We start from the raw sequence: 20,210 nt of genomic DNA, 5'->3' as shown, positions 1-20,210 counted from the left end.
CTGGCGCATGCGTGGTGGAGAGGGTCGGCACACATGACAACGGAATCCCAGAGCGAAGCGGCCGCGCTGGAGCGGGTGCTCGTGGCGGTGCGGGATCTCGGGGACGGCAACTTCCGCCGGCGGCTCGTCCCGCACGGCGACGGCATCTCGGCGCAGCTCGCCGTGGCGTTCAACGACATCGCCGAGCGCAACCAGCGGCTGGTCAGCGAGCTGCTGCGGGTGCGCGCGGCGGTCGGGCAGGAAGGCCGGCTCAGCGAACGGCTCGAAGGCCAGGTCGGCCCCGGCGGCTGGACCACCGCCGTCGACGCCGTCAACGGCCTGGTCGAGGACCTCACCCGGCCGGCGATCGAGCTGGAGCGCGTGCTCGGCGGCGTCGCCGACGGCGACCTGTCCCAGCCGATGACGCTGACCCTCGACGGCCGCCCGCTGCAGGGCGCGTACGCCACGCTGGCGAAGACGGTCAACGGCCTCATCGCGCAGCTGTCGCGCTTCGCCGCCGAAGTGACGAGGCTCTCCCGCGAGATCGCGGGTGAGGGACGTCTCGGCGGCCAAGCCGTCGTCCCGGGCGTGTCGGGCACCTGGCGCGACCTGACCGACTCGGTCAACTTCATGGCCGACAACCTCACCGAGCAGGTCCGCAACATCGCCCAGGTCACCACCGCCGTCGCCCGCGGCGACCTGACCCAGAAGATCAACGTCGACGCCCGCGGCGAGATCCTCGAGCTCAAGAACACCATCAACACGATGGTCGACCAGCTCTCGGCCTTCGCCGACGAGGTCACCCGCGTCTCCCGCGAGGTCGGTTCGGACGGCAAGCTCGGCGGCCAGGCCCAGGTGCCCGGCGTCGCCGGGACGTGGCGCGACCTCACCGACTCGGTCAACCTGATGGCCGACAACCTGACCGACCAGGTCCGCGGGATCTCGCAGGTGGCGACCGCGGTGGCCAACGGCGACCTGACGAAGAAGATCGACGTCGACGCCCGCGGCGAGATCCTGCAGCTGAAGAACACGCTGAACACGATGGTCGACCAGCTCTCGGCGTTCGCCGGCGAAGTCACCCGGGTGGCGCGCGAGGTCGGCAGCGAGGGCAAGCTGGGCGGCCAGGCCGAAGTGGCCGGCGCGGCCGGGACGTGGCGCAGCCTCACCGACTCGGTCAACCAGATGGCCGACAACCTGACCGACCAGGTCCGCAACATCTCGCACGTGACCACGGCCGTGGCGAAGGGCGACCTGACCCAGAAGATCACCGTCGACGCCCGGGGCGAGTTCTTCGAGCTGAAGACGACCATGAACACGATGGTGGACCAGCTGTCCGCCTTCGCCGACGAAGTCACCCGAGTGGCGCGCGAGGTCGGCACCGAGGGCCAGCTGGGCGGGCAGGCGCAGGTCCCCGGCGTCGCGGGCACCTGGCGGGACCTCACCGGCTCGGTGAACTTCATGGCGAACAACCTGACCACCCAGGTGCGCAACATCGCCCAGGTCGCGACGGCCGTGGCCCGCGGCGACCTGACGCAGAAGATCGCGGTCGATGCCCGCGGCGAGATCCTGGAACTCAAGAACACGCTGAACACGATGGTGGACCAGCTGTCCGCGTTCGCCGACGAAGTCACCCGAGTGGCGCGCGAGGTCGGTACCGAGGGCAAGCTCGGCGGCCAGGCCGCCGTGCCCGGCGTCGCCGGAACGTGGAAGGACCTGACCGACAACGTCAACTCGATGGCGAACAACCTGACCGACCAGGTCCGGAACATCGCCCAGGTGACGGCGGCGGTCGCGAAGGGCGACCTGACGCAGAAGATCACCGTCGACGCCCGCGGCGAGATCCTCGAGCTGAAGACGACGCTGAACACGATGGTGGACCAGCTGTCCGCGTTCGCGGACGAAGTCACCCGAGTGGCGCGCGAAGTCGGCACCGAAGGCATCCTCGGCGGCCAGGCCCGCGTCCGCGGCGTCGCGGGCACGTGGAAGGACCTCACCGACAACGTCAACGTCATGGCCGACAACCTGACCGACCAGGTCCGCAACATCGCCACGGTGGCGAGCGCGGTGGCCAACGGCGACCTGTCGAAGAAGATCCGGATCGAGGCCCAGGGCGAGGTCGCGGCGCTGGCCGAGACGCTGAACGGGATGGTCGAGACGCTGCGCGCGTTCGCCGACGAGGTCACCCGCGTCGCCCGCGAAGTCGGCACCGAAGGCATCCTCGGCGGCCAGGCCCGCGTCCCCGGCGTCGCCGGGACCTGGAAGGACCTGACCGAGAACGTCAACTTCATGGCGCACAACCTGACCAGCCAGGTGCGCAACATCTCGCAGGTCACCACCGCGGTCGCGAAGGGCGACCTGACGAAGAAGATCGACGTCGACGCCCGCGGCGAAATTCTCGAGCTCAAGACGACCATGAACACGATGGTCGACCAGCTCTCGGCGTTCGCCTCCGAGGTCACGCGCGTGGCGCGCGAGGTCGGCACCGAGGGCAAGCTGGGCGGCCAGGCCGAGGTCGACGGCGTGTCGGGCACCTGGCAGCGGCTCACCGAGAGCGTGAACCAGCTGGCCGGGAACCTGACCACGCAGGTCCGCGCGATCGCCCAGGTGGCGACGGCGGTGACGGCCGGCGACCTGACCCGGCACATCACGGTCGACGCGTCCGGCGAGGTCGCCGACCTCAAGGACAACATCAACCAGATGATCGCGAACCTCAAGGAGACGACGAGGACCAACCGCGAGCAGGACTGGCTGAAGACGAACCTCGCGCAGCTGTCGGGGCGGATGCAGGGGCACCGCGACCTGGCGTCGGTGGCGGCGCTGATCCTGTCCGAGCTGGCCCCGCTGGTGCGCGCGCAGCAGGGCGCGTTCTTCCTGGCCCGCGACGACGACCGCGACGGCACGGTGCTGGAGTGCATCGCGGCCTACGGGCTGGCGCAGTCCCGCGCCGGCCTGCGGTTCGCGATGGGCGAGTCGCTGATCGGCCAGGCCGCGGTCGACCAGCGCACGATCCTGGTCCACAACGCCCCGCCGGAGTACGCGCTGGTGTCGTCCGGCCTCGGCTCGGTGGCGCCGGTGAACGTGATCGTGCTGCCGGTGCTGTTCCAGGGCGAGGTGCTCGGGGTGCTGGAGCTGGCCTCGGTGAACGAGTTCAGCACGGTCCACCAGGACCTGCTGGAGCAGCTGCGGCACACGATCGGCGTCAACGTGAACACGATCCTGTCGAACTCGCGCACGGAAGCGCTGCTGACGGAGTCGCAGCGGCTGGCGCAGGAGCTGCGGGCGCGCTCGGAGCAGCTGCAGGCCCAGCAGGGCGAGCTGCGGCGGTCCAACACCGAGCTGGCCGAGAAGGCGGCGCTGCTGGCCCAGCAGAACCGCGACATCGAGGTCAAGAACAGCGAGATCGAGCAGGCGCGCCAGGAGCTGGAGGAGCGCGCCGGGCAGCTGACGGTGGCGTCGCAGTACAAGACCGAGTTCATGGCGAACATGTCGCACGAGCTGCGGACGCCGCTGAACAGCGCGTTGATCCTGGCGAAGCTGCTGTCGGAGAACCCGGAAGGGAACCTGACGGAGAAGCAGATCCAGTTCGCGAAGACGATCTACGCGGCCGGCTCGGACCTGCAGCAGCTGATCAACGACATCCTGGACCTGGCGAAGGTCGAGGCGGGCCGGCTGGACATGCAGATGTCCGACATCACGCTGCCGGAGCTGGTGGACTACGTCGAGTCGCTGTGCCGCCCGCTGACGGCGGACAAGGGTCTGGAGTTCGCCGTCCACATCGACCCGCCAGTGCCGGGCAGCGTCCACACGGACGAGCACCGGCTGCAGCAGATCCTCCGGAACCTGCTGTCGAACGCGGCGAAGTTCACCGACGAGGGCGGCGTCCGCCTGCACATCCGGGCGGCGGACCCGGCGGAGGTGGAGCAGGAGGCGCTGCGGAACGCACCGGGCATCATCGCGTTCGCGGTCGAGGACACCGGGATCGGGATCCCGGAGGAGAAGCTGGCGGTCATCTTCGAGGCGTTCCGCCAGGCGGACGGCACGACGAGCCGCAAGTACGGCGGCACGGGCCTGGGCCTGAACATCAGCCAGCAGCTGACCGAGCTCCTGGGCGGCGAGCTGCGGGTGGTGAGCGAGCCGGGGGTCGGTTCGACGTTCACGCTGTACCTCCCGGTGGCGGCGGCCAACCTGGTGGACCCGGCCGTGACGGCGTTGTCCTCCCCCCGCCTGCCCGCGGTGCCCAGCACGGTCCTGGTGGCGGCCCCCGACGTGCAGCCGAAGCGCTTCCACGGCGAGAAGGTCCTGATCGTCGACGACGACCTCCGCAACGTGTTCGCGCTGGCAGCGGTCCTGGAGCAGGCGGGCCTGGAGGTGATCTACGCGGAGACGGGCGTCGACGGCATCCGGGCCTTGGAGCGCAACGAGGACACGGCGCTGGTCCTGATGGACGTGATGATGCCGGAGCTGGACGGAAACGCCACGATCGCGGCAATCCGCGCCGAGGCGGCGAACGCGGACCTGCCGGTGATCGCGGTCACAGCCAAGGCCACGGCCGAGGACCGAGCCCGAACCCTGGCCAGCGGCGCGGACGACTACATCACGAAGCCGGTGGACACGGACAAGCTCCTGGACGTGATAGCAGCAAAGCTCGAGGCCGACGCCGCTTCAACCCGCGACGCCGGCTCGGCCGATCTCGGAGCGGGTGACGGGAATCGAACCCGCGTAGCTAGTTTGGAAGACTAGGGCTCTACCATTGAGCTACACCCGCGTGCCCCCGGAAGGACCCGGGTGCATCGCTAGCTTAGCGTGACCCGCTAGGCTGATCACACACCCCCCTGGGGGTGGCCCGGGATGTGGCGCAGCTTGGTAGCGCATCCGCTTTGGGAGCGGAGGGTCGCAGGTTCAAATCCTGTCATCCCGACGGCGAGGGCTGGACCTGCGGGTCCAGCCCTTTTTTCGTGTCGGCCGATGCGGGCTGGGGGCTGGCAGGGCGCTTGGTGACCCTCCTATTTGACGGTGCGGACATGCGCAACCGAGTCCTCGTGCCGGCTCCTGCAGCGTGGCAAGCAGCCGCGGGCCTCGCCGGGCCGGAGGACGGCCGGGGGCGGTGTTCGCGTGCCCCTGCGTGACCGGCCAGGGTCTTGCCGATGCCTCCGGACCCCGCGATGACACCGGCGAATCCGCCCACTCGACGGTGGTGCACCACCGGCCACAGGTGGCCGGTCCGTGACCTGGTGACCGCACCGGAGCAACGCCACCATGGGATCCGCGTCGCGAAAGACCACAAGAAGCCGGCGAGACCGCGCGCAGGATCGCTTCCGTTCCGGGACGAAATGCCGCCACTCGACGAAAAAGGGGACCCAAGATGACTCTGCTCCGGAAACTCACCACGGCCGCACTGGGGGCGACAGCCCTGGTGGCCGCCACGGCCGTTCCGGCTTCCGCTGCCGTCGCCAAGCCGGCGTCCGCGCAGGACTGCTCGTTCGAGGTGCTCAGCGACGACGGGACGTTCTGCTTCCCGCAGTCCAGTGTCCGGTCGATCCACGTCGAGCACGTGTATTCCGTATGCGCCTTCATCGACACGACCTACGTGTGGGAAGGAAACCCCTGGGAGGCATACCGGTACAAGGTGCAGCGACGCACCGACCCGTGCGACTCGTACGGAAGCGTGCCCGGCAACACCACCGTTGTCATGTACTGGAACTAGCCTCACCCGACGCGGCTCGGGAGCCGGTCAGCCAGGGTTGCTGTCGGCGTACTTGACGGTGATGTTCTTGAAGCCCAGCGACTGCAGCAACCCGGTCAGCATCGTGCGGGTGTTGCGCTCGGCGTCGGTGATCAGTGAGCTCTTCGCCGCCGCCGCTTGGATCTGCTTCTGGGCCAGCTCGTACAACGCCTGCTGGGAATTCGGGTTGCCGCTGAGGAAATCGCTGATGCGCGTGAACAATCCCTGCTGCTGTGCGTACACATAGGACTCGTGCACGTCCAGGGTCGCCGGCTCCAGCTGGGCGTGGCCCAGGGTGATCGTTGCGGATTGGCGGTCGTCGGAGACCTGGACCGCGTTGCCCTTCAACCGGGAGAAGTCGACGAAGGCGTTGTCCGTGCCGACTCCGATGAACAGCGTGTCGCTGCCCTGGAGGAAGCTCGGCAGGATGGAACCGGTCTTGATGTCGACCACCACCTGGAACGAACCGCTCGCCGCCTCGTAGCGGGAGAGCTCGACGATCGACTGCAGCAGGACCGGACCGGAGTGTTCCTCGGTCTTCTCGGCGAACGGATTGCGCAACTGGGGTAACAGGTGCACCGCCGATGCGACCAGTACCGCGGCGATCAGCACCACCACAGCCGCAGCCAACGCGACGAGCCGCTTGCCCCAAGCACCCATACCGGGAGGAATACCCAGCCGGCCGCCGGGCCAATCGAGCGGTACGGTGTGCTCGGGCTCCGAGGGGAGACGTCGTGCGCAAGTCCGTGTGGCTGTGGATCCTGCTGGCCGTCCTGATCGTCGTCCTGCTGGGCCTGATCTTCGGCGGCTACCGCAAGGGCACCAAGCTCGGCGCGCCCGTGGCGGCTTGGCGCGCGGACCGGTTCACCTCCGCCGCGTGAGCTTGCGCGTCAAGCTGAGGACCGTTCAGCTGTCGACGTCGATTCGCTCCGCCGCGTCGAGAAGGTACCGCGGCAGCTTGGAACCCGCGCCCAGCACCTCGACACCCAGGACCCGGCCGACTTCGTCGAAGTCCAGGTTGATCATTCCGCCGACATCGACGGGATCACAGGCGTACATCCTGGCCACCTTGGTCTCCACCTGGGGGTCGGTGAAGTAGATGTATGCCGCATCGGCTTGCCGGTCGTAGGTCACCTTCATGACTGCCATGGCCCACGCACTCCTTGAATTCGACCGCCGGCTCACCTCGAGCCGGTGAGCAACACCCGATCACCGCGGCAATTCTGCCTCAGGCACACCGTCCCCGGTCAGGGACTCGACTTCCGCCGGAACACCTCGCGCGAACTTCGCCTCGCGGAAGACCGACACCCCGGCGAACTTGGCGCTCCGGAACCACGCCTCCCCCGTGAACGTCGCTCCCTCGAACGTCGTCAGCGCCGCCGCGCTCACCTCGCCGAACACCGCGTCGTCCGCGAACGTCGCCGCTTCGAACATGGCCGCTTCGCCGAAGCTCGCTCCGTTGAACCATGCCTTTCCCGCGAACCGCGCGGCCTGGAACCAGGCGTCGCCGGTGAACTCCGCTCGGCGGAATGTCGCGTCGCCGAGGAACTTCGCCTCGTCGAACCTCGTCTGCCTCGGGCGGCACTGGCCGAAGTCGAAGTCGATCAGGACCGCTCCCGTCAGGTCCAGGTCGATGCCCGCCCAGAACGTCTCCGCCGGGTGGCGGTCGCTCGGGCCCGGCCGCAAGTGGAACCCGAGGATGCGCTGGGCCGTCCGGCGCACCTCGCGCTCCTGGGCCGACAACTCGTCGAGCACCACCCGCGGCGGGTCCGTGGGACGGCGGATGCCCCGGCGGCGGCCGGGCACGGGTGCGCCCGGGACCGAGAACGGCGCTCGCAGGTACGCGCACAGCACGTTCACGATCGTCTGCCGCTGGTCCGGGTTTCCCTGCGCGACGCGTTCGAGCGCGTACAACCCGCCCTGGCGGACCGCCGCCTTCTCCGAACCCAGCTGCTCGACCGCCTTCACGTACAGCTCGGTCAGGCGCCGCTCGCCCGCGTCGTGCTCGGTGGCCCACTGCCGGCGGCCCGTCAGGACCAGCGCGACCACGCCGCCGGTGCCCGCGCCGACCGTCAGGCCCGTCTTGATCAGCTCGATCTGGTTCTTCGGGTCACCGGTGTCGACGAACGTCAGCAGCACCGAGACCGCCGCCGCCGCGATCACCGCCACCGGCACCACGATCACGACGATCGCCCACCACCACGCACCGCCGCGGCGGCGCCACCGCCGCGCCAGACCTGCTCGCGCCTGCTTCATGCCGTCCAGGTCGTCCCCGTGGCCGATCGTGCTACACCGATCGGCGGAAAACCTCCGGTTCACCCGGACGCGTGATGGCCGCCAGCCAGCTCGCCACCGCCTCCGCGAGGGCCGCCGGCTGCTCCTCCGGCGTGTGGTGGCCCGCCCGCTCCGGGCGCCGCACCACCTGCAGGGACGCGAACTGCGCGACGCACCGGTCGATCATCGGCGGCGTCAGCATCGTGTCCGGCCCCGGCTCGAACGTGACCAGCAGTTTCGGGATCTCCGGAGTGGCCGCCAGCCAGCGGCCGGACGCCTCGATCCGGGCCATCACCGCGGGCGGCTCGCCACCCAGGGGCAACGAGCGCGCCCACTGCAGCAGCGGGCGGTGGTGCGACGTCGCGTACTCCGCCGGGAGCCCGGCCAGGAAGTCCGCGGCCGGGAACTCGCCCGACGCCTTGATCGCGCGAAACAGCTCCGCGCCCGCCGGCGGGAACTCCGCCCACGTCATCGGCGTCAGCACCGCTTCGGTGAACGCCAGGCCCCGGACCCGCGAGGGGTGGCGCGACGCCCAGTCCGCCGCCAGCGCGCCGCCCCAGTCGTGGCCGACCAGGACGACGTCGTCCAGAGCCAGCGCGTCGAACCACTCGTCGAGGTGGCGCGCGTGGTCGTCGAACGTGTACTCGATCTCCGGCCGCGGCGAATCGCCCATGCCGATCAGGTCCGGCGCCAGCCGGCGCCCCGGCAGGGACGGCATCACGTTGCGCCACAGGTACGACGACGTCGGGTTGCCGTGGAGGAACACCAGCGGCGCTCCGGCGCCCAGCTCGCGGTAGGCCAGGGTCGTCACTTGAACGCCCCCGCGAACCGCGACGCCCACTCCGCGAACGGGCGCGCCGGGCGGCCGAGCACCCGCGAAACGTCCGGGCTCACCCGCTGTTCCGCCGGGGTGGGGGTGCCCAGGATGTCCAGGGTCGACTCCGCCACCGGCGGCGGCATGAACCCCAGCAGGACCGCGCGGGCTTCCTCGCGCGTCTGCGGCACGAACCGCACCGGCTCGCCCACCGCTTCGCCGATCGCCGCGGCCTGCTCGCGCGGCGACACCGCCGCCGGGCCCGTCAGCTCGTAGGTCTTGCCCTCGTGCGACGCGTCCAGCAACGCGGCCGCCGCCACCGCCGCGATGTCCTCGGGGTCGATCACCGGCAGGGCCACGTCCGCGAACGGGGCCGCGACCTCGCGGCGGGCCCGCACGCTTTCCGCCCACTGGAACGCGTTCGACGCGAACCCGGCCGGGCGCAGCACCGTCCACTTCAGACCCGACGCCTGCACCGCTTCCTCGAACACCGCCGGGTGACGTCCCGTTCCGACCCCCTGCGAGGACAACAGCACGACCCGCCGGACGCCGGCCGCGCGCGCCAGCACCGGCTCCAACGGGCCCTCGAAGCCCGGCGGCACCAGCAAAAACACCGCCGAGGCGCCGTCGAAGTCCAGCGTGGCCAGATCTCCCTGCCTGGCCACCACTCCCGGTGGCACCGTCGTGATCCGGCGGGCCACCGCCGTCACCTCTTCGCCCGCCGCGGACAGCATCCGCACCAGCGGTTCGCCGACATTTCCCGTCGCTCCCACAACCATGATCATGGGAGCGACGGTACATTCCGCCGTATAGTAGGTACCTAGAGGAAAGTAATGGCTGGAGGCCGCAGAAGTGACCGAGACCACACCCGAGCAGGCCTGCCCGATCGCCCCGGTGGTGGACATCGTGTTCAGCCGCTGGACCACGCCGATCCTGTGGGCCCTGCACGAATACGGCCGGCAGCGGTTCGTCGAGCTGCAGCGCCGCATCACGACGATCACGCCGAAGGTGCTCACCCAGCGGCTGCGGCAGCTCGAGCGCGACGGCCTCGTCGTGCGGACCTACCACGCCGAGGTCCCGCCGCGCGTCGAATACGAGATCAGTGAGCTGGGCCGCAGCCTCGGCCCGCTGTTCGCGTCCCTTTCCGAGTGGTCGGGCAACCTCGAAAAGGTCGACGCGGCGCGGCGGACCTACGACGAGCGCGGCGCGGTCAGGTAGCACCTAGGGCGAGACGTCCAGGTAGTCGAGGTTCGCCGGGCCGCCGGCCGTCGTCGCGGTGAGGCGGACCGTGTGCGCACCCGCCGGCAGCGACACCGACCTGACCACCGTGCTCCAGGTCGTCCACGCGCCCGTCGCCGGGAACGGCACACCCGCGGCCACCACGGTTCCGTCGACCGAAAGGTCCACCGGGCGGTCCGCCGTCGTGCCGTTCGCGTAGCCGAACGTCAACGCCGACGCCGGGCCCGTCACCTGCCACTCGACGGAGCTGCCGACCGCGTTGGCGCCGTTCGCGAAGCCGGTCCCGGAGAAGCCCGCGTGGTTCGAATCCACCGTGCCACCCGCCGACAGCGACGCAGACTCGGCTTCGTAGCGCGTCGCGCCTCCGGCCCGGGACACTCGGTACAGCACCGTCGCATGCGAAGGCACCGAAGCGCTGATCGTCCCCGAAGTGCTTCGCACCGCCTTGCTCCACAGGTCCTTCAGCGTGTACGAAGACGCGCTGCCGATCCCGGTGGCCGACGCGGTCGTGCTGATCGTCGCCGTCGCGGCCGTTTCGTTGGACAGGGCCACCGCGCGGTCGCCGTTCGACAGGACCTTGCTGTACACCACCAGGCCCGCGTTCGCGCTCAGCACCGTCGCCTGCTTGCCCAGCGGGTCCTGGTCGAGCGCGATGACGTCGGTGTTCTTCAGGATCGCGAAGTTGTCGTCCGACACCTTGCGCAGGTCGCTGCCGATCAGCAGCGGCGCCGCCATCATCGCCCACAGGCTGAAGTGCGTGCGGTACTCCGCCGCCGTCATGCCGCCGTTGCCGACTTCCAGCATGTCCGGGTCGTTCCAGTGGCCGGGGCCCGCGTACTGCGCGAGGCCGCGGTTGGTCTGGGCCTTGCCGATCATGCTCGACCACTTGTCCGAGATGTCACCGGTGGTGCGCCACAGGTTGCCGACCGGCGCCGCCCACGTCCACGGCTGGCTCTGGCCCCACTCGCAGATCGAGTACGCGATCGCGCGACCGGACTTCGCGAGCGCGTCCCGCATCGCCTTGTACCGCTGCTGCGCGTCGACGCCCTGGTTGTTGCAGTTGTCGTACTTCAGGTAGTCGACACCCCAGGAGGCGAACAGGTTCGCGTCCTGCTGCTCGTGCCCCAACGCCCCCGGGAAACCCGCTTTGTTGCACGTTTTCGTGCCCGCGCTGGTGTAGATGCCGAACTTGAGGCCCTTCGAGTGCACGTAGTCGGCGAGCGCCTTGATCCCGTCGGGGAAGCGCGCCGGGTCGGGCACCAGGTTGCCCGCCGAGTTGCGGGACGGCAGCGCCCAGCAGTCGTCGATGTTGACGTAGGTGTAGCCGGCGTCCTTCAGGCCCTTGCTGACGAAGATGTCCGCGATGCCCTTGATCATCGTCTCGTTGAACTCGGCGCGGCACTGCGTCGAGTTCCAGTTGTTGAAGCCCATCGGCGGTGTGCGCAGCAGGCCGTTGTCGAGGGCCGACGCCGTGGGCGCGCCCAGGACGAGACCGCTGGCCGCGATCGCGAACGCGGTGGCCGCGGTCGCGATGCGCCGGAGTGAGGACATGCGTGCTCCCGGAGGTGAGGTGGAGGACCTCGGGTTAGTAAAGGTTCCTTCCAATCGAGCCGTCAAGGTCTGGTGCACGAAACATCAGATATGACACCGCATCATCCCGGTCACCGGCACGCCGCGGGCAGCTCCTCCACCAGCCAGGTGTGCAGCTGCCGGGCCGCATCCGCCGCGTCCTCCCCCGTTTTCAGGGCCAGGACCGGCACCCGCGGCTCGGCGGCCGCTGCCCCGAACAGCCGCAGGTACGCGCCGACGGCCGTCAGCTCGGCGTCCGTCGCGGTCTCGGGCACGTCGTCGAACTCCACCTCCGCCGGGTCGGCCAGCACCACGCCGGTCGCGTCGGCCGCGTCCGCGACCGCGGCGGCGAGCAGGGCGCCGGAGCCGGCCCCGAGCACGACGAACGGCTCGCCGGCCGCCTGGGCGCGGATCGCGTCGGCCGCCGTCGCGACCAGCGTGGCCAGGTCGGCCGGCGGCGGGGTCTCGCCGTCGAAACCCGGGGCGGGCAGCAGCCACGTCTCGCGGACGCCGTCGAACCGCGCGGTGACGTCCTCGCACCACCGGGTCGAGCCGGTGAGCGTGCCCAGCGCGAACAGCAGCGGCCGGGACGCGCCCGTGGTCGTGCGCCGGAGCCGGGGCGCCCACGGGGACACCGGCAGGAACTCCGACGCCGTGGCCAGGAACGCCCGGAACTCGCCGGTGCGGCCGGTGGCCCGGGCCGTCCGGAGCAACGTGCCCAGCGAGCCACCGGGGCCGGCCGCGGTCAGCGTGACGTTGGCCAGGACGTGCTCGGCCAGCTCGGCGACCGTCGGGTAGTCCCAGACCAGCGCGGCGGGCAGCTCCAGGCCGGTCGCGGCGCTGATCCGGTTGCGCAGTTCGACGACGCCGAGCGACGTGAACCCCAGGTCGGCGAACGCGGACTCCGGCTCGATCGCGTCCGCCGACGGGTGACCCAGCGTCGCCGCGACCTCCGCCCGGACCCAGTCCAGGAGCCACGCCGGCCGGTCGGCGGCCGGGAGGTCGGCCAGCCGCCCGGTGATCGGCTCGATGGCCGGTGCGTCACTCACCTCGGGTTCCACCGTCTCCGGCAGCACCATGTCCAACCAGTAGCGGCTGCGCTGGAAGGCGTAGGTGGGCAGGTCGACCCGGGTGGCCCCGGGGAAGAACGGCGCCCAGCCGACGGCGGCGCCGTGGACGTGAACAGTGCTCAACGCCGTGAGCAGTGCTCTCTCTTCGTCGCGGTCACGCCGCAACGCCGGGACGGCGACGCAGCTCGCGCCGAGGGTGTCCTTGACCATTCCGCTGAGCACGCCGTCGGGGCCGAGCTCCAGGAACGTCGTCACGCCTTCGCTTTCGAGGGTGCGCACGGCGTCGGCGAACCGGACGGCCTCGCGCACGTGCCGCACCCAGTACTCCGCCGTGAACGGCGACGCGAGAGCACCGCTCACATTCGAGAGCACCGGTATTTCCGCGGGGTGGTAGGTCACCGTCTCGGCGACCGCGCGGAAGTCCTCGAGCATGGGGTCCATCAGCGGTGAGTGGAAGGCGTGGCTCACGGTCAGGCGCTTGGTCTTGGGGAACCGGGACGCGATCGCCAGCACCGCGGCTTCCTCGCCGGAGATCACGACGGATTCCGGGCCGTTCACCGCCGCGATGGAGACGCCTTCGGCCAGGGTGATTTCGGACTCGGGCGCGGCGATCGAGACCATCGCCCCGCCGGCGGGCAGGGCCTGCATCAACGAGGCTCGCGCCGAAACCAGCCGGCACGCGTCTTCGAGCGACAGCACCCCGGCGACGTGCGCGGCCGAGAGCTCGCCGATCGAGTGCCCGGCCACGAAATCCGGGCGGACGCCGAACGATTCGACGAGGCGGTACAGCGCGACCTCGATCGCGAACAGCGCGGGCTGGGTGAATTCGGTCCGGCCCAGGCGTTCGGCGTCGTCGAAAACCTCCCGCAGGTCCGGGAAGTGCGCACACACCTCGTCGAACGCCGACGCGTACACCGGGAACCGGGCGTACAGCTCCCGGCCCATCCCCGCGCGCTGCGCCCCTTGACCGGTGAACAGCACGGCCAGCCGTCCCGCCCGCTCGCGGCCGACGACGACGTTCGCCGCCGATCGCCCGTCCGCCAGCGCGGAAAGCCCGCTCAGCAGCTCTTCGGCGCTGCTGCCGTGGACCACCGCCCGGTGCGCGAACCGGCTGCGGGACGTCGCCAGCGACAGCCCCACGTCGGCCGGATGCCCGGTGACGGCCAGCAGTTGCGCGGCCTGCGCGCGCAGCGCCGCCTCACTGCGTCCGGACAACACCCACGGTAGTACCCCGGTTTCGCCACGGTCCGGGGTGACCGGCGGCAGCGAGGGCGCCTGTTCGAGGATGGCGTGCGCGTTCGTCCCGCTGACGCCGAACGACGAGACACCGGCGCGCCGCGGCCGGTCCGCCGTCCACTCCCGAGTCTCGGTCAGCAGTGCCACCGCCCCGGCGGTCCAGTCCACGTGGGACGAAGGCGCGTCGACGTGCAGCGTCGGTGGCAGCACGCCGTGCCGCATCGCCATGATCATCTTGATCACGCCCGCCACCCCGGCCGCAGCCTGCGTGTGCCCGATGTTCGACTTCAGCGAACCGAGCCACAACGGCGTCGCCCGGTCCTGCCCGTAGGTGGCCAGGATCGCCTGCGCCTCGATCGGGTCGCCCAGGGTCGTGCCGGTGCCGTGTCCTTCCACGACGTCCACTTCGGACGGTTGCAGCCCCGCCGACGCCAGCGCGGCACGGATCACCCGCTGCTGCGACGGCCCGTTGGGCGCGGTCAGGCCGTTCGACGCGCCGTCGGAGTTGACCGCCGTGCCGCGGACCACCGCGAGCACCGGGTGGCCGAGCCGCCGGGCGTCGGAAAGCCGTTCCACGGCGAGGATTCCGGCGCCTTCGCCCCAGCCGGTGCCGTCGGCCGCGTCGGCGAACGACTTGCACCGGCCGTCGGCGGCGAGGCCGCGCTGCCGGCTGAAGTCGATGAACACCCCCGGTGTCGAAAGGACAGTCACCCCGCCCGCCAGCGCGAGGTCGCACTCGCCCTGCCGCAGGGCCTGGCACGCCAGGTGCAACGCCACCAGCGACGACGAGCACGCCGTGTCCACCGTGATCGCCGGGCCTTCGAGGCCGAGCGCGTACGCGACGCGGCCGGACACCACGCTCGCCGAGCTGCCGGTGCCGAGGAACCCCTCGACGCCCTCGGGCACGGCGAGCGGCCGCGACGCGTAGTCGGAGTACATCACGCCGGTGAAGACGCCGGTCCGGCTGCCGCGCAGCGATTCCGGGTCGATGCCCGCGCGTTCCAGTGCCTCCCACGACGTCTCCAGCAGCAGCCGCTGCTGCGGGTCCATGGCCAGGGCTTCGCGGGGCGAGATGCCGAAGAAGCCCGCGTCGAAGTCGGCGGCGTCGTAGAGGAACCCGCCTTCCTTGGCGTAGCTGGTGCCGGGGTGGTCGGGGTCGGGGTCGTAGAGCGCGTCGGCGTCCCAGCCGCGGTCGTCCGGGAGGCCGCCGACGGCGTCCCGGCCGGCGGCGACGAGGTCCCAGAGGTCTTCCGGGCCGCGGACTCCGCCGGGGTAGCGGCAGCCGATGCCGACGACGACGATCGGGTCGCCGTCCACCCGCTGCTCCCGCGCCACGACCGGCGCCGCCCCGCCGGACACGCGCTCGACCACGTACCGGGTGAGCGCCTGCGGGGTCGGGTGGTCGAAGACGAGCGTCGCCGGCAGCCGCAGGCCGGTCTCGGCGGCGAGGCGGTTGCGCAGTTCGAGGGCGGTCAGGGAGTCGAAGCCGAGCTCCTTGAACGCGCGCGCCGGTTCGACGGCGGTCCCCGACGCGTACCCGAGCACGCCCGCGACCAGGCCGCGGACGAGGTCCAGGACCTGCCGGACGCGGTCGTCCGCGCCGAGCCCGGCCAGGCGGTCGGCGAACGACGACTTCGCGGCCGCCGCCGTCGCCTGCCGCCGGGGCGGCGGGAGCAGGGCGTGCAGCAGCGGAGGCGTGGCCGGCTGGCGGCGCAGGGCCGCGAGTTCGAGCCGGACCGGCGCCAGGACGGCCTGGTCCGCGGCGACGGCCCGGTCGAACAGCGCCAGGCCCAGCTCGGTGTCCAGGGGCGTCATGCCCGCGCCCGCCATGCGGCGCAGGTCGCCGTCGGCGAGGTGCCCGGTCATCGAGCTGGCTTCGGCCCAGAGCCCCCAGGCCAGGGCGACGGCGGGCCGGCCCTGGGCGCGGCGGTGCTGCGCGAGGGCGTCGAGGAACGCGTTCGCGGCGGCGTAGCCGGCCTGCCCCGCACCGCCCATGGTGGCCGCGAAGGACGAGAACAGGACGAACGCCGAGACGTCCGGGAGGAGTTCGTGCAGGGTGAGCGCCGCCTCGGCCTTGGGCCGCAGGACCGCCGCCAGCCGGTCGGGGGTGAGGGATTCGAGGACGCCGTCGTCGAGCACGCCCGCCGCGTGGACGACGGCCGACACGTGGTGCCCGGCCAGGACTTCCGCCAGCCGCGCGCGGTCGGCGACGTCGCAGGCGACGGCCGTCGCGGTGGCGCCCAGCCCGGTGAGTGCGCCGGCGAGGTCCGCCGGTTCGCGGCGGGACAGCAGCAGGAGCCGCCGGACGCCGTGGGCGGTGACCAGGTGCCGGGCGATCAGGCCGCCGAGCAGCCCGGACGCGCCGGTGATCAGCACCGCGCCGTCACCCCAGTCCGGCGTCTGGTCCACAATGGACGCACGGGCCAGCCGCGGCGCCCGCCATTTCCCGGCGCGCAACGCCAGCTGCGGTTCGCTGAGGGGCAGTTCCGCCGGGACCTCGCCGGCGTCCAGGAGCACGAACCGGCCGGGGTTCTCGGTCTGGGCCGACCGCACCAGGCCGGTCACGGCCGCGGCGGCGAGGTCGGTGACGTCTTCGCCGTCGACCGAGACCGCGCCGGTGGTGTGCACGACCAGGAGCCCGTCGGAAGCCAGCCACTCCTGGAGCCGCTCGAGGACCGCCGCGGTCACCTCCCGCACCGGACCGTCCGGGACCCGGAACACCTCGAACTCGCCGGTCATTTCGGTGACGGCCACGTCGGGCCAGGTGACCTCGAAGAGCGCGTCGGCCCGCGCGGCCTTCGCGGGAGTGCGCAGCGAAAGCGACCGTACCTCGCCGACCGGCGCGCCGGTTTCGTCGGCCAAGGTCAGCGCGAAGGCATCGTCGGACACGGGCGTCAGCGCCACCCGCAGCACGGTCGCGCCGGACGCGGTCAGGGAGACGCCGTTCCACGCGAACGGCAGCTTCGGCCCGTCCCCCGCCGCCGCCGGCGCGCCGAACCCGGCCGCGTGCAGGGCCGCGTCGAGCAGCGCCGGGTGCAGGCCGAACCGGGCCGCCTCCGCGCGAAGGGCCTCGGGCAGCTCGACCTCGGCGAAGACGTCGGTGCCGCGGGTCCACACCGCGCGCAGGCCGCGGAAGGCGGGGCCGTAGCCGACGCCGGTGGCCGCCATCGCCGGGTAGAAGCCGTCCAGCTCGACCCGCGCCGCTCCGGCGGGCGGCCAGCTGCCGAGCGGCTCGGCCACGACGGCGGCCTCGGTCAGGAGGCCGGTCGCGTGCCGGGTCCACGGGCTGAACTCGTCCGGCCGGGCGAAGATCGCCAGTTCGCCGTCTTCTTCCACCGACACCTGGACGTGGATGCCGCCCTGTGCGGGGAGGACCAGCGGCGTCTCCAGGGTCAGCTCGTCGAGGGTGCGCCGGCCGGCCTGGTCGCCGGCGCGGAGGGCCAGCTCGACGAACGCCGTGCCGGGCAGCACGATTTCCCCGCCGACGCGGTGGTCGGCCAGCCAGGGCAGGCTGTGCAGCGAGAGCTTGCCGGTGAGCACCGTGCCGCCCGAGCCCGCCAGTGACACCACCGCGCCGAGCAGCGGGTGCTCGGCCGGCGTCAGGCCGAGGCCGCCCGCGTCGCCGGTGGCGACCAGCCGCGGCCAGTAGCGTTCGTGCTGGAACGCGTAGGTGGGCAGTTCGGTGCGGCGGGCACCGGGAAAGGCGTCGTCCCACCGGACGTCGACGCCGTGCACCCAGGCTTCAGCCAGCGAGGTGTGGAAGCGGGCGAGCCCGCCGTCGTCGCGGCGCAGGGAACCGAGGGCGGTGACGTCGTCGCCGCCGATCGCCATGGTCAGCACGGGGTGCGGCGAGGCTTCGACGAAGGTCCGGAAGCCCTGGCCGGCCAAGGCTTCCACGGCGGTGTCGAGCCGGACCGGGTTGCGAAGGTTGGCGTACCAGTACTCGGCGTCGAGCTCGGTGCCGTCGAGCCGGCTGCCGGTGACCGTCGAGAAGAAGCCCGTCGTGGTCTTCCGCGGCCGGACCGGGGCCAGCTCGTCTAGGAGGCGGTCCCGGATGCGTTCCACCTGCGGCGAGTGTGAGGCGTAGTCGACCGGGACCCGCTTGGCGCGGACATCGGTGCACGCCGCCAGGAGTTCGTCGAGTGCGTCCGGCGTGCCCGAGACGACCACGGCGGACGGGCCGTTGATCGCGGCGAGCGACAGCCGTTCGCCCCAGGGCGCGATCCGGGCCGTCACCGCGTCGGCGGGCTCGGCGATCGAGACCATGCCACCGTCGCCCGCGAGCGCGAGGATGGCTTGGCTGCGCAACGCGACCACGCGGGCACCGTCCTCGAGCGACAGTGCGCCCGAGACGACGGCAGCGGCGATCTCCCCCTGCGAGTGCCCGACGACCGCGGCGGGCTCGACGCCGTACGAGCGCCAGAGTTCCGCCAGCGACACCATCACGGCGAACAACGCGGGCTGCACGACGTCGACGCGGTCCAGCATCGCGGCGTCGCGGATCACGTCGGTGAGCGACCAGTCCACAAAGGACGAAAGAGCGGTAGCGCATTCGGCCATCCGGGCGGCGAACACCGGGGACTCGGCCAGCAGGTCCACGGCCATCCCGGCCCACTGGGAACCCTGGCCGGGGAACACCATCGCGACCTTGCCCGCGGCGGCCGTCCCCTTGACGACGGCGGGCGCGGGAGTGTCACCGGCGAGCGCGGCGAGCCCGGCGGACAAGCCGTCGCGGTCGCCGACGACCACCGCGCGGTGGTCGAACGCGGACCGGGTCGTGGCCAGCGAGAACCCGATGTCCCCGATCGACCCGGGCACGTCGGTGAGGGCGGCAGCCTGGGCGCGGAGAGCCTCGGGTGACCGGGCCGACAGCACCCAGGGGACGACCCGGGCGGGCTCGTCGGGACCGGCGGCCGGGACGCCCGCGACCTGTTCCAGGATCGTGTGCACGTTGGTGCCGCTCATGCCGAACGCCGAGACCGCGGCCCGCCGCGGCCGGTCCGCCGGCCACTCGCGGCGCTCGGTGAGCAGCTCCACGGCCCCCGCCGACCAGTTCACCCGCGACGAAGGTTCGCCGGCGTGCAGGGTCGGCGGCAGGACGCCGTGCCGCATCGCCATGACCATCTTGATCACCCCGGCGACGCCGGCGGCGGCCTGGGTGTGGCCGATGTTCGACTTCACCGAGCCCAGCCACAACGGCGTTTCCCGGTCCTGGCCGTACGTCGCCAGCAGCGCCTGGGCTTCGATCGGGTCGCCCAGGGTCGTTCCGGTACCGTGCGCTTCGACCACGTCCACGTCCGAAGTGGACAGACCGGCGTCGGCCAGCGCCGCCCGGATCACCCGCTGCTGCGAAGGACCATTGGGTGCGGTCAAGCCGTTCGACGCGCCGTCGGAGTTCACCGCCGAACCGCGCACGAGGGCCAGCACCGGGTGGCCGTGGCGGCGCGCGTCCGACAGCCGTTCCACGACGACCATGCCGCTGCCCTCGCCCCACGAGGTGCCGTCGGCGGATTCGGCGAACGCCTTGCACCGGCCGTCCGGGGCCAGGCCGCGCAGCCGGCTGAACGCGATGAACGAGCCCGGCGTCGGCAGCACGGTGACGCCGCCCGCGAGCGCGAGGTCGCACTCCCCCTGCCGCAGCGCCTGCACCGCCAGGTGCAGCGCGACCAGCGACGACGAGCACGCCGTGTCGACGGTGAGCGTCGGTCCCTCCAAACCGAACGCATAGGCGACGCGTCCGGAAAGGACACTCGCGGCGTTGCTCGTCGCGAGGTGGCCTTCCAGTGCCTCGGCGGAGCCGAGCATGAGGGTGCCGTAGTCCTGGCCGTTGGAGCCGACGAAGACGCCCGTCCGGCTGCCCTTCAGCGACGGCGGCCGGATCCCGGCGTGCTCCAGCGCTTCCCACGACGTTTCCAGCAGCAGCCGCTGCTGCGGGTCCATGGCCAGGGCTTCGCGCGGGGAGATGCCGAAGAACCCGGCGTCGAAATCCGCGACGCCGTCGAGGAAGCCGCCTTCGCGTACGTAGGACGTCCCCGGCGTCTCCGGATCGGGGTCGTACAGCGAGCCGAGTTCCCAGCCGCGGTCCTCGGGGAAGCCGGAGATCGCGTCGCGGCCGCTCTCGACCAGGTCCCACAGCTGGGCCGGGGTGCGGACGCCGCCCGGGAACCGGCAGCCGAGACCGACGATCGCGACCGGCTCGGCGGTCTGCGCCTCCTGGAGCCGGCGGCGGGTGTCCTGCAGATCGGCCGTGACCCGCTTGAGGAAATAGCGGAGCTTCTCCTCGTTGTCCATCGTCTTCACTCCAAGC

11 protein-coding genes and 2 tRNA genes are annotated in these 20,210 nt (G+C 71.7%); 5 read left to right on the top strand and 8 right to left on the bottom strand.

The window, feature by feature from the left end; all coding sequences use genetic code 11:
* Positions 1-33: 33 nt before the first annotated feature.
* Positions 34-4,719, top strand: coding sequence for a HAMP domain-containing protein (locus tag AB0M93_RS32405; protein WP_364280473.1), 4,686 nt, complete (start codon positions 34-36; stop codon positions 4,717-4,719).
* Here AB0M93_RS32405 and AB0M93_RS32400 read toward each other — a convergent pair.
* Positions 4,674-4,744 (bottom strand) — tRNA-Gly (locus AB0M93_RS32400). The genes AB0M93_RS32405 and AB0M93_RS32400 overlap by 46 nt on opposite strands.
* 79 nt (positions 4,745-4,823) lie before the next feature.
* Between AB0M93_RS32400 and AB0M93_RS32395 the strand changes: the two genes are divergently transcribed.
* Both AB0M93_RS32395 and AB0M93_RS32390 read left to right on the top strand, forming a co-directional pair.
* Positions 4,824-4,897 (top strand) — tRNA-Pro (locus tag AB0M93_RS32395).
* A 444-nt stretch (positions 4,898-5,341) separates the two neighbouring features.
* Positions 5,342-5,683: a hypothetical protein gene (locus tag AB0M93_RS32390; RefSeq protein ID WP_364280439.1), complete on the top strand. Its 342-nt coding sequence runs from the start codon at positions 5,342-5,344 to the stop codon at positions 5,681-5,683.
* A 27-nt stretch (positions 5,684-5,710) separates the two neighbouring features.
* Here the strand turns inward: AB0M93_RS32390 and AB0M93_RS32385 are convergent, their stop codons facing one another.
* Positions 5,711-6,361 carry a DUF4230 domain-containing protein gene (locus AB0M93_RS32385; protein WP_364280436.1) on the bottom strand — a complete coding sequence of 217 codons (651 nt, stop codon included), beginning with the start codon at positions 6,359-6,361 and terminating at the stop codon, positions 5,711-5,713.
* Between the two features lie 74 nt (positions 6,362-6,435).
* On the opposite strand from AB0M93_RS32385, the gene AB0M93_RS32380 reads away from it, so the two are divergent.
* The gene (locus AB0M93_RS32380; RefSeq protein WP_364280434.1) at positions 6,436-6,582 is read left to right on the top strand and encodes a hypothetical protein; all 147 of its coding nucleotides are present in this window, start codon (positions 6,436-6,438) and stop codon (positions 6,580-6,582) included.
* Between the two features lie 25 nt (positions 6,583-6,607).
* Here AB0M93_RS32380 and AB0M93_RS32375 read toward each other — a convergent pair whose 3' ends face one another.
* From AB0M93_RS32375 to AB0M93_RS32360, 4 genes are read right to left on the bottom strand one after another with little or no spacing between them, the layout of a single operon-like run.
* Positions 6,608-6,850, bottom strand: a complete 243-nt coding sequence (locus tag AB0M93_RS32375; protein ID WP_364280431.1) for a DUF2283 domain-containing protein — start codon at positions 6,848-6,850, stop codon at positions 6,608-6,610.
* A gap of 60 nt (positions 6,851-6,910) precedes the next feature.
* Positions 6,911-7,957, bottom strand: a complete 1,047-nt coding sequence (locus AB0M93_RS32370; RefSeq protein WP_364280428.1) for a pentapeptide repeat-containing protein — start codon at positions 7,955-7,957, stop codon at positions 6,911-6,913.
* 31 nt (positions 7,958-7,988) lie between these two features.
* Positions 7,989-8,786 (bottom strand): alpha/beta fold hydrolase, encoded by a 798-nt coding sequence (locus AB0M93_RS32365; protein WP_364280425.1) that lies wholly within the window; start codon positions 8,784-8,786, stop codon positions 7,989-7,991.
* A complete protein-coding gene (locus AB0M93_RS32360) occupies positions 8,783-9,574 on the bottom strand; it encodes an NAD(P)H-binding protein (protein WP_364280422.1) in 792 nt (263 codons plus the stop codon). Before AB0M93_RS32360 ends, AB0M93_RS32365 begins: the two co-directional genes overlap by 4 nt.
* Positions 9,575-9,641: 67 nt before the next feature.
* Between AB0M93_RS32360 and AB0M93_RS32355 the strand changes: the two genes are divergently transcribed.
* Positions 9,642-10,007, top strand: coding sequence for a helix-turn-helix domain-containing protein (locus AB0M93_RS32355; protein ID WP_364280420.1), 366 nt, complete (start codon positions 9,642-9,644; stop codon positions 10,005-10,007).
* A 3-nt stretch (positions 10,008-10,010) separates the two neighbouring features.
* Here the strand turns inward: AB0M93_RS32355 and AB0M93_RS32350 are convergent, their stop codons facing one another.
* Together AB0M93_RS32350 and AB0M93_RS32345 are read right to left on the bottom strand one after the other, a co-directional pair.
* Positions 10,011-11,579, bottom strand: a complete 1,569-nt coding sequence (locus tag AB0M93_RS32350) for a carbohydrate-binding protein (protein ID WP_364280417.1) — start codon at positions 11,577-11,579, stop codon at positions 10,011-10,013.
* Positions 11,580-11,689: 110 nt separating this feature from the next.
* Complete coding sequence (locus AB0M93_RS32345) at positions 11,690-20,194, bottom strand: SDR family NAD(P)-dependent oxidoreductase (protein WP_364280414.1); 8,505 nt, start codon at positions 20,192-20,194, stop codon at positions 11,690-11,692.
* Positions 20,195-20,210: the final 16 nt, after the last annotated feature.

This window comes from Amycolatopsis sp. NPDC051102 (assembly GCF_040682815.1).
Taxonomy (GTDB): Bacteria; Actinomycetota; Actinomycetes; order Mycobacteriales; family Pseudonocardiaceae; genus Amycolatopsis.
The sequence above is the reverse complement of the archived record's forward strand: the minus strand, read 5'-3'. Positions and strand labels throughout refer to the sequence as shown.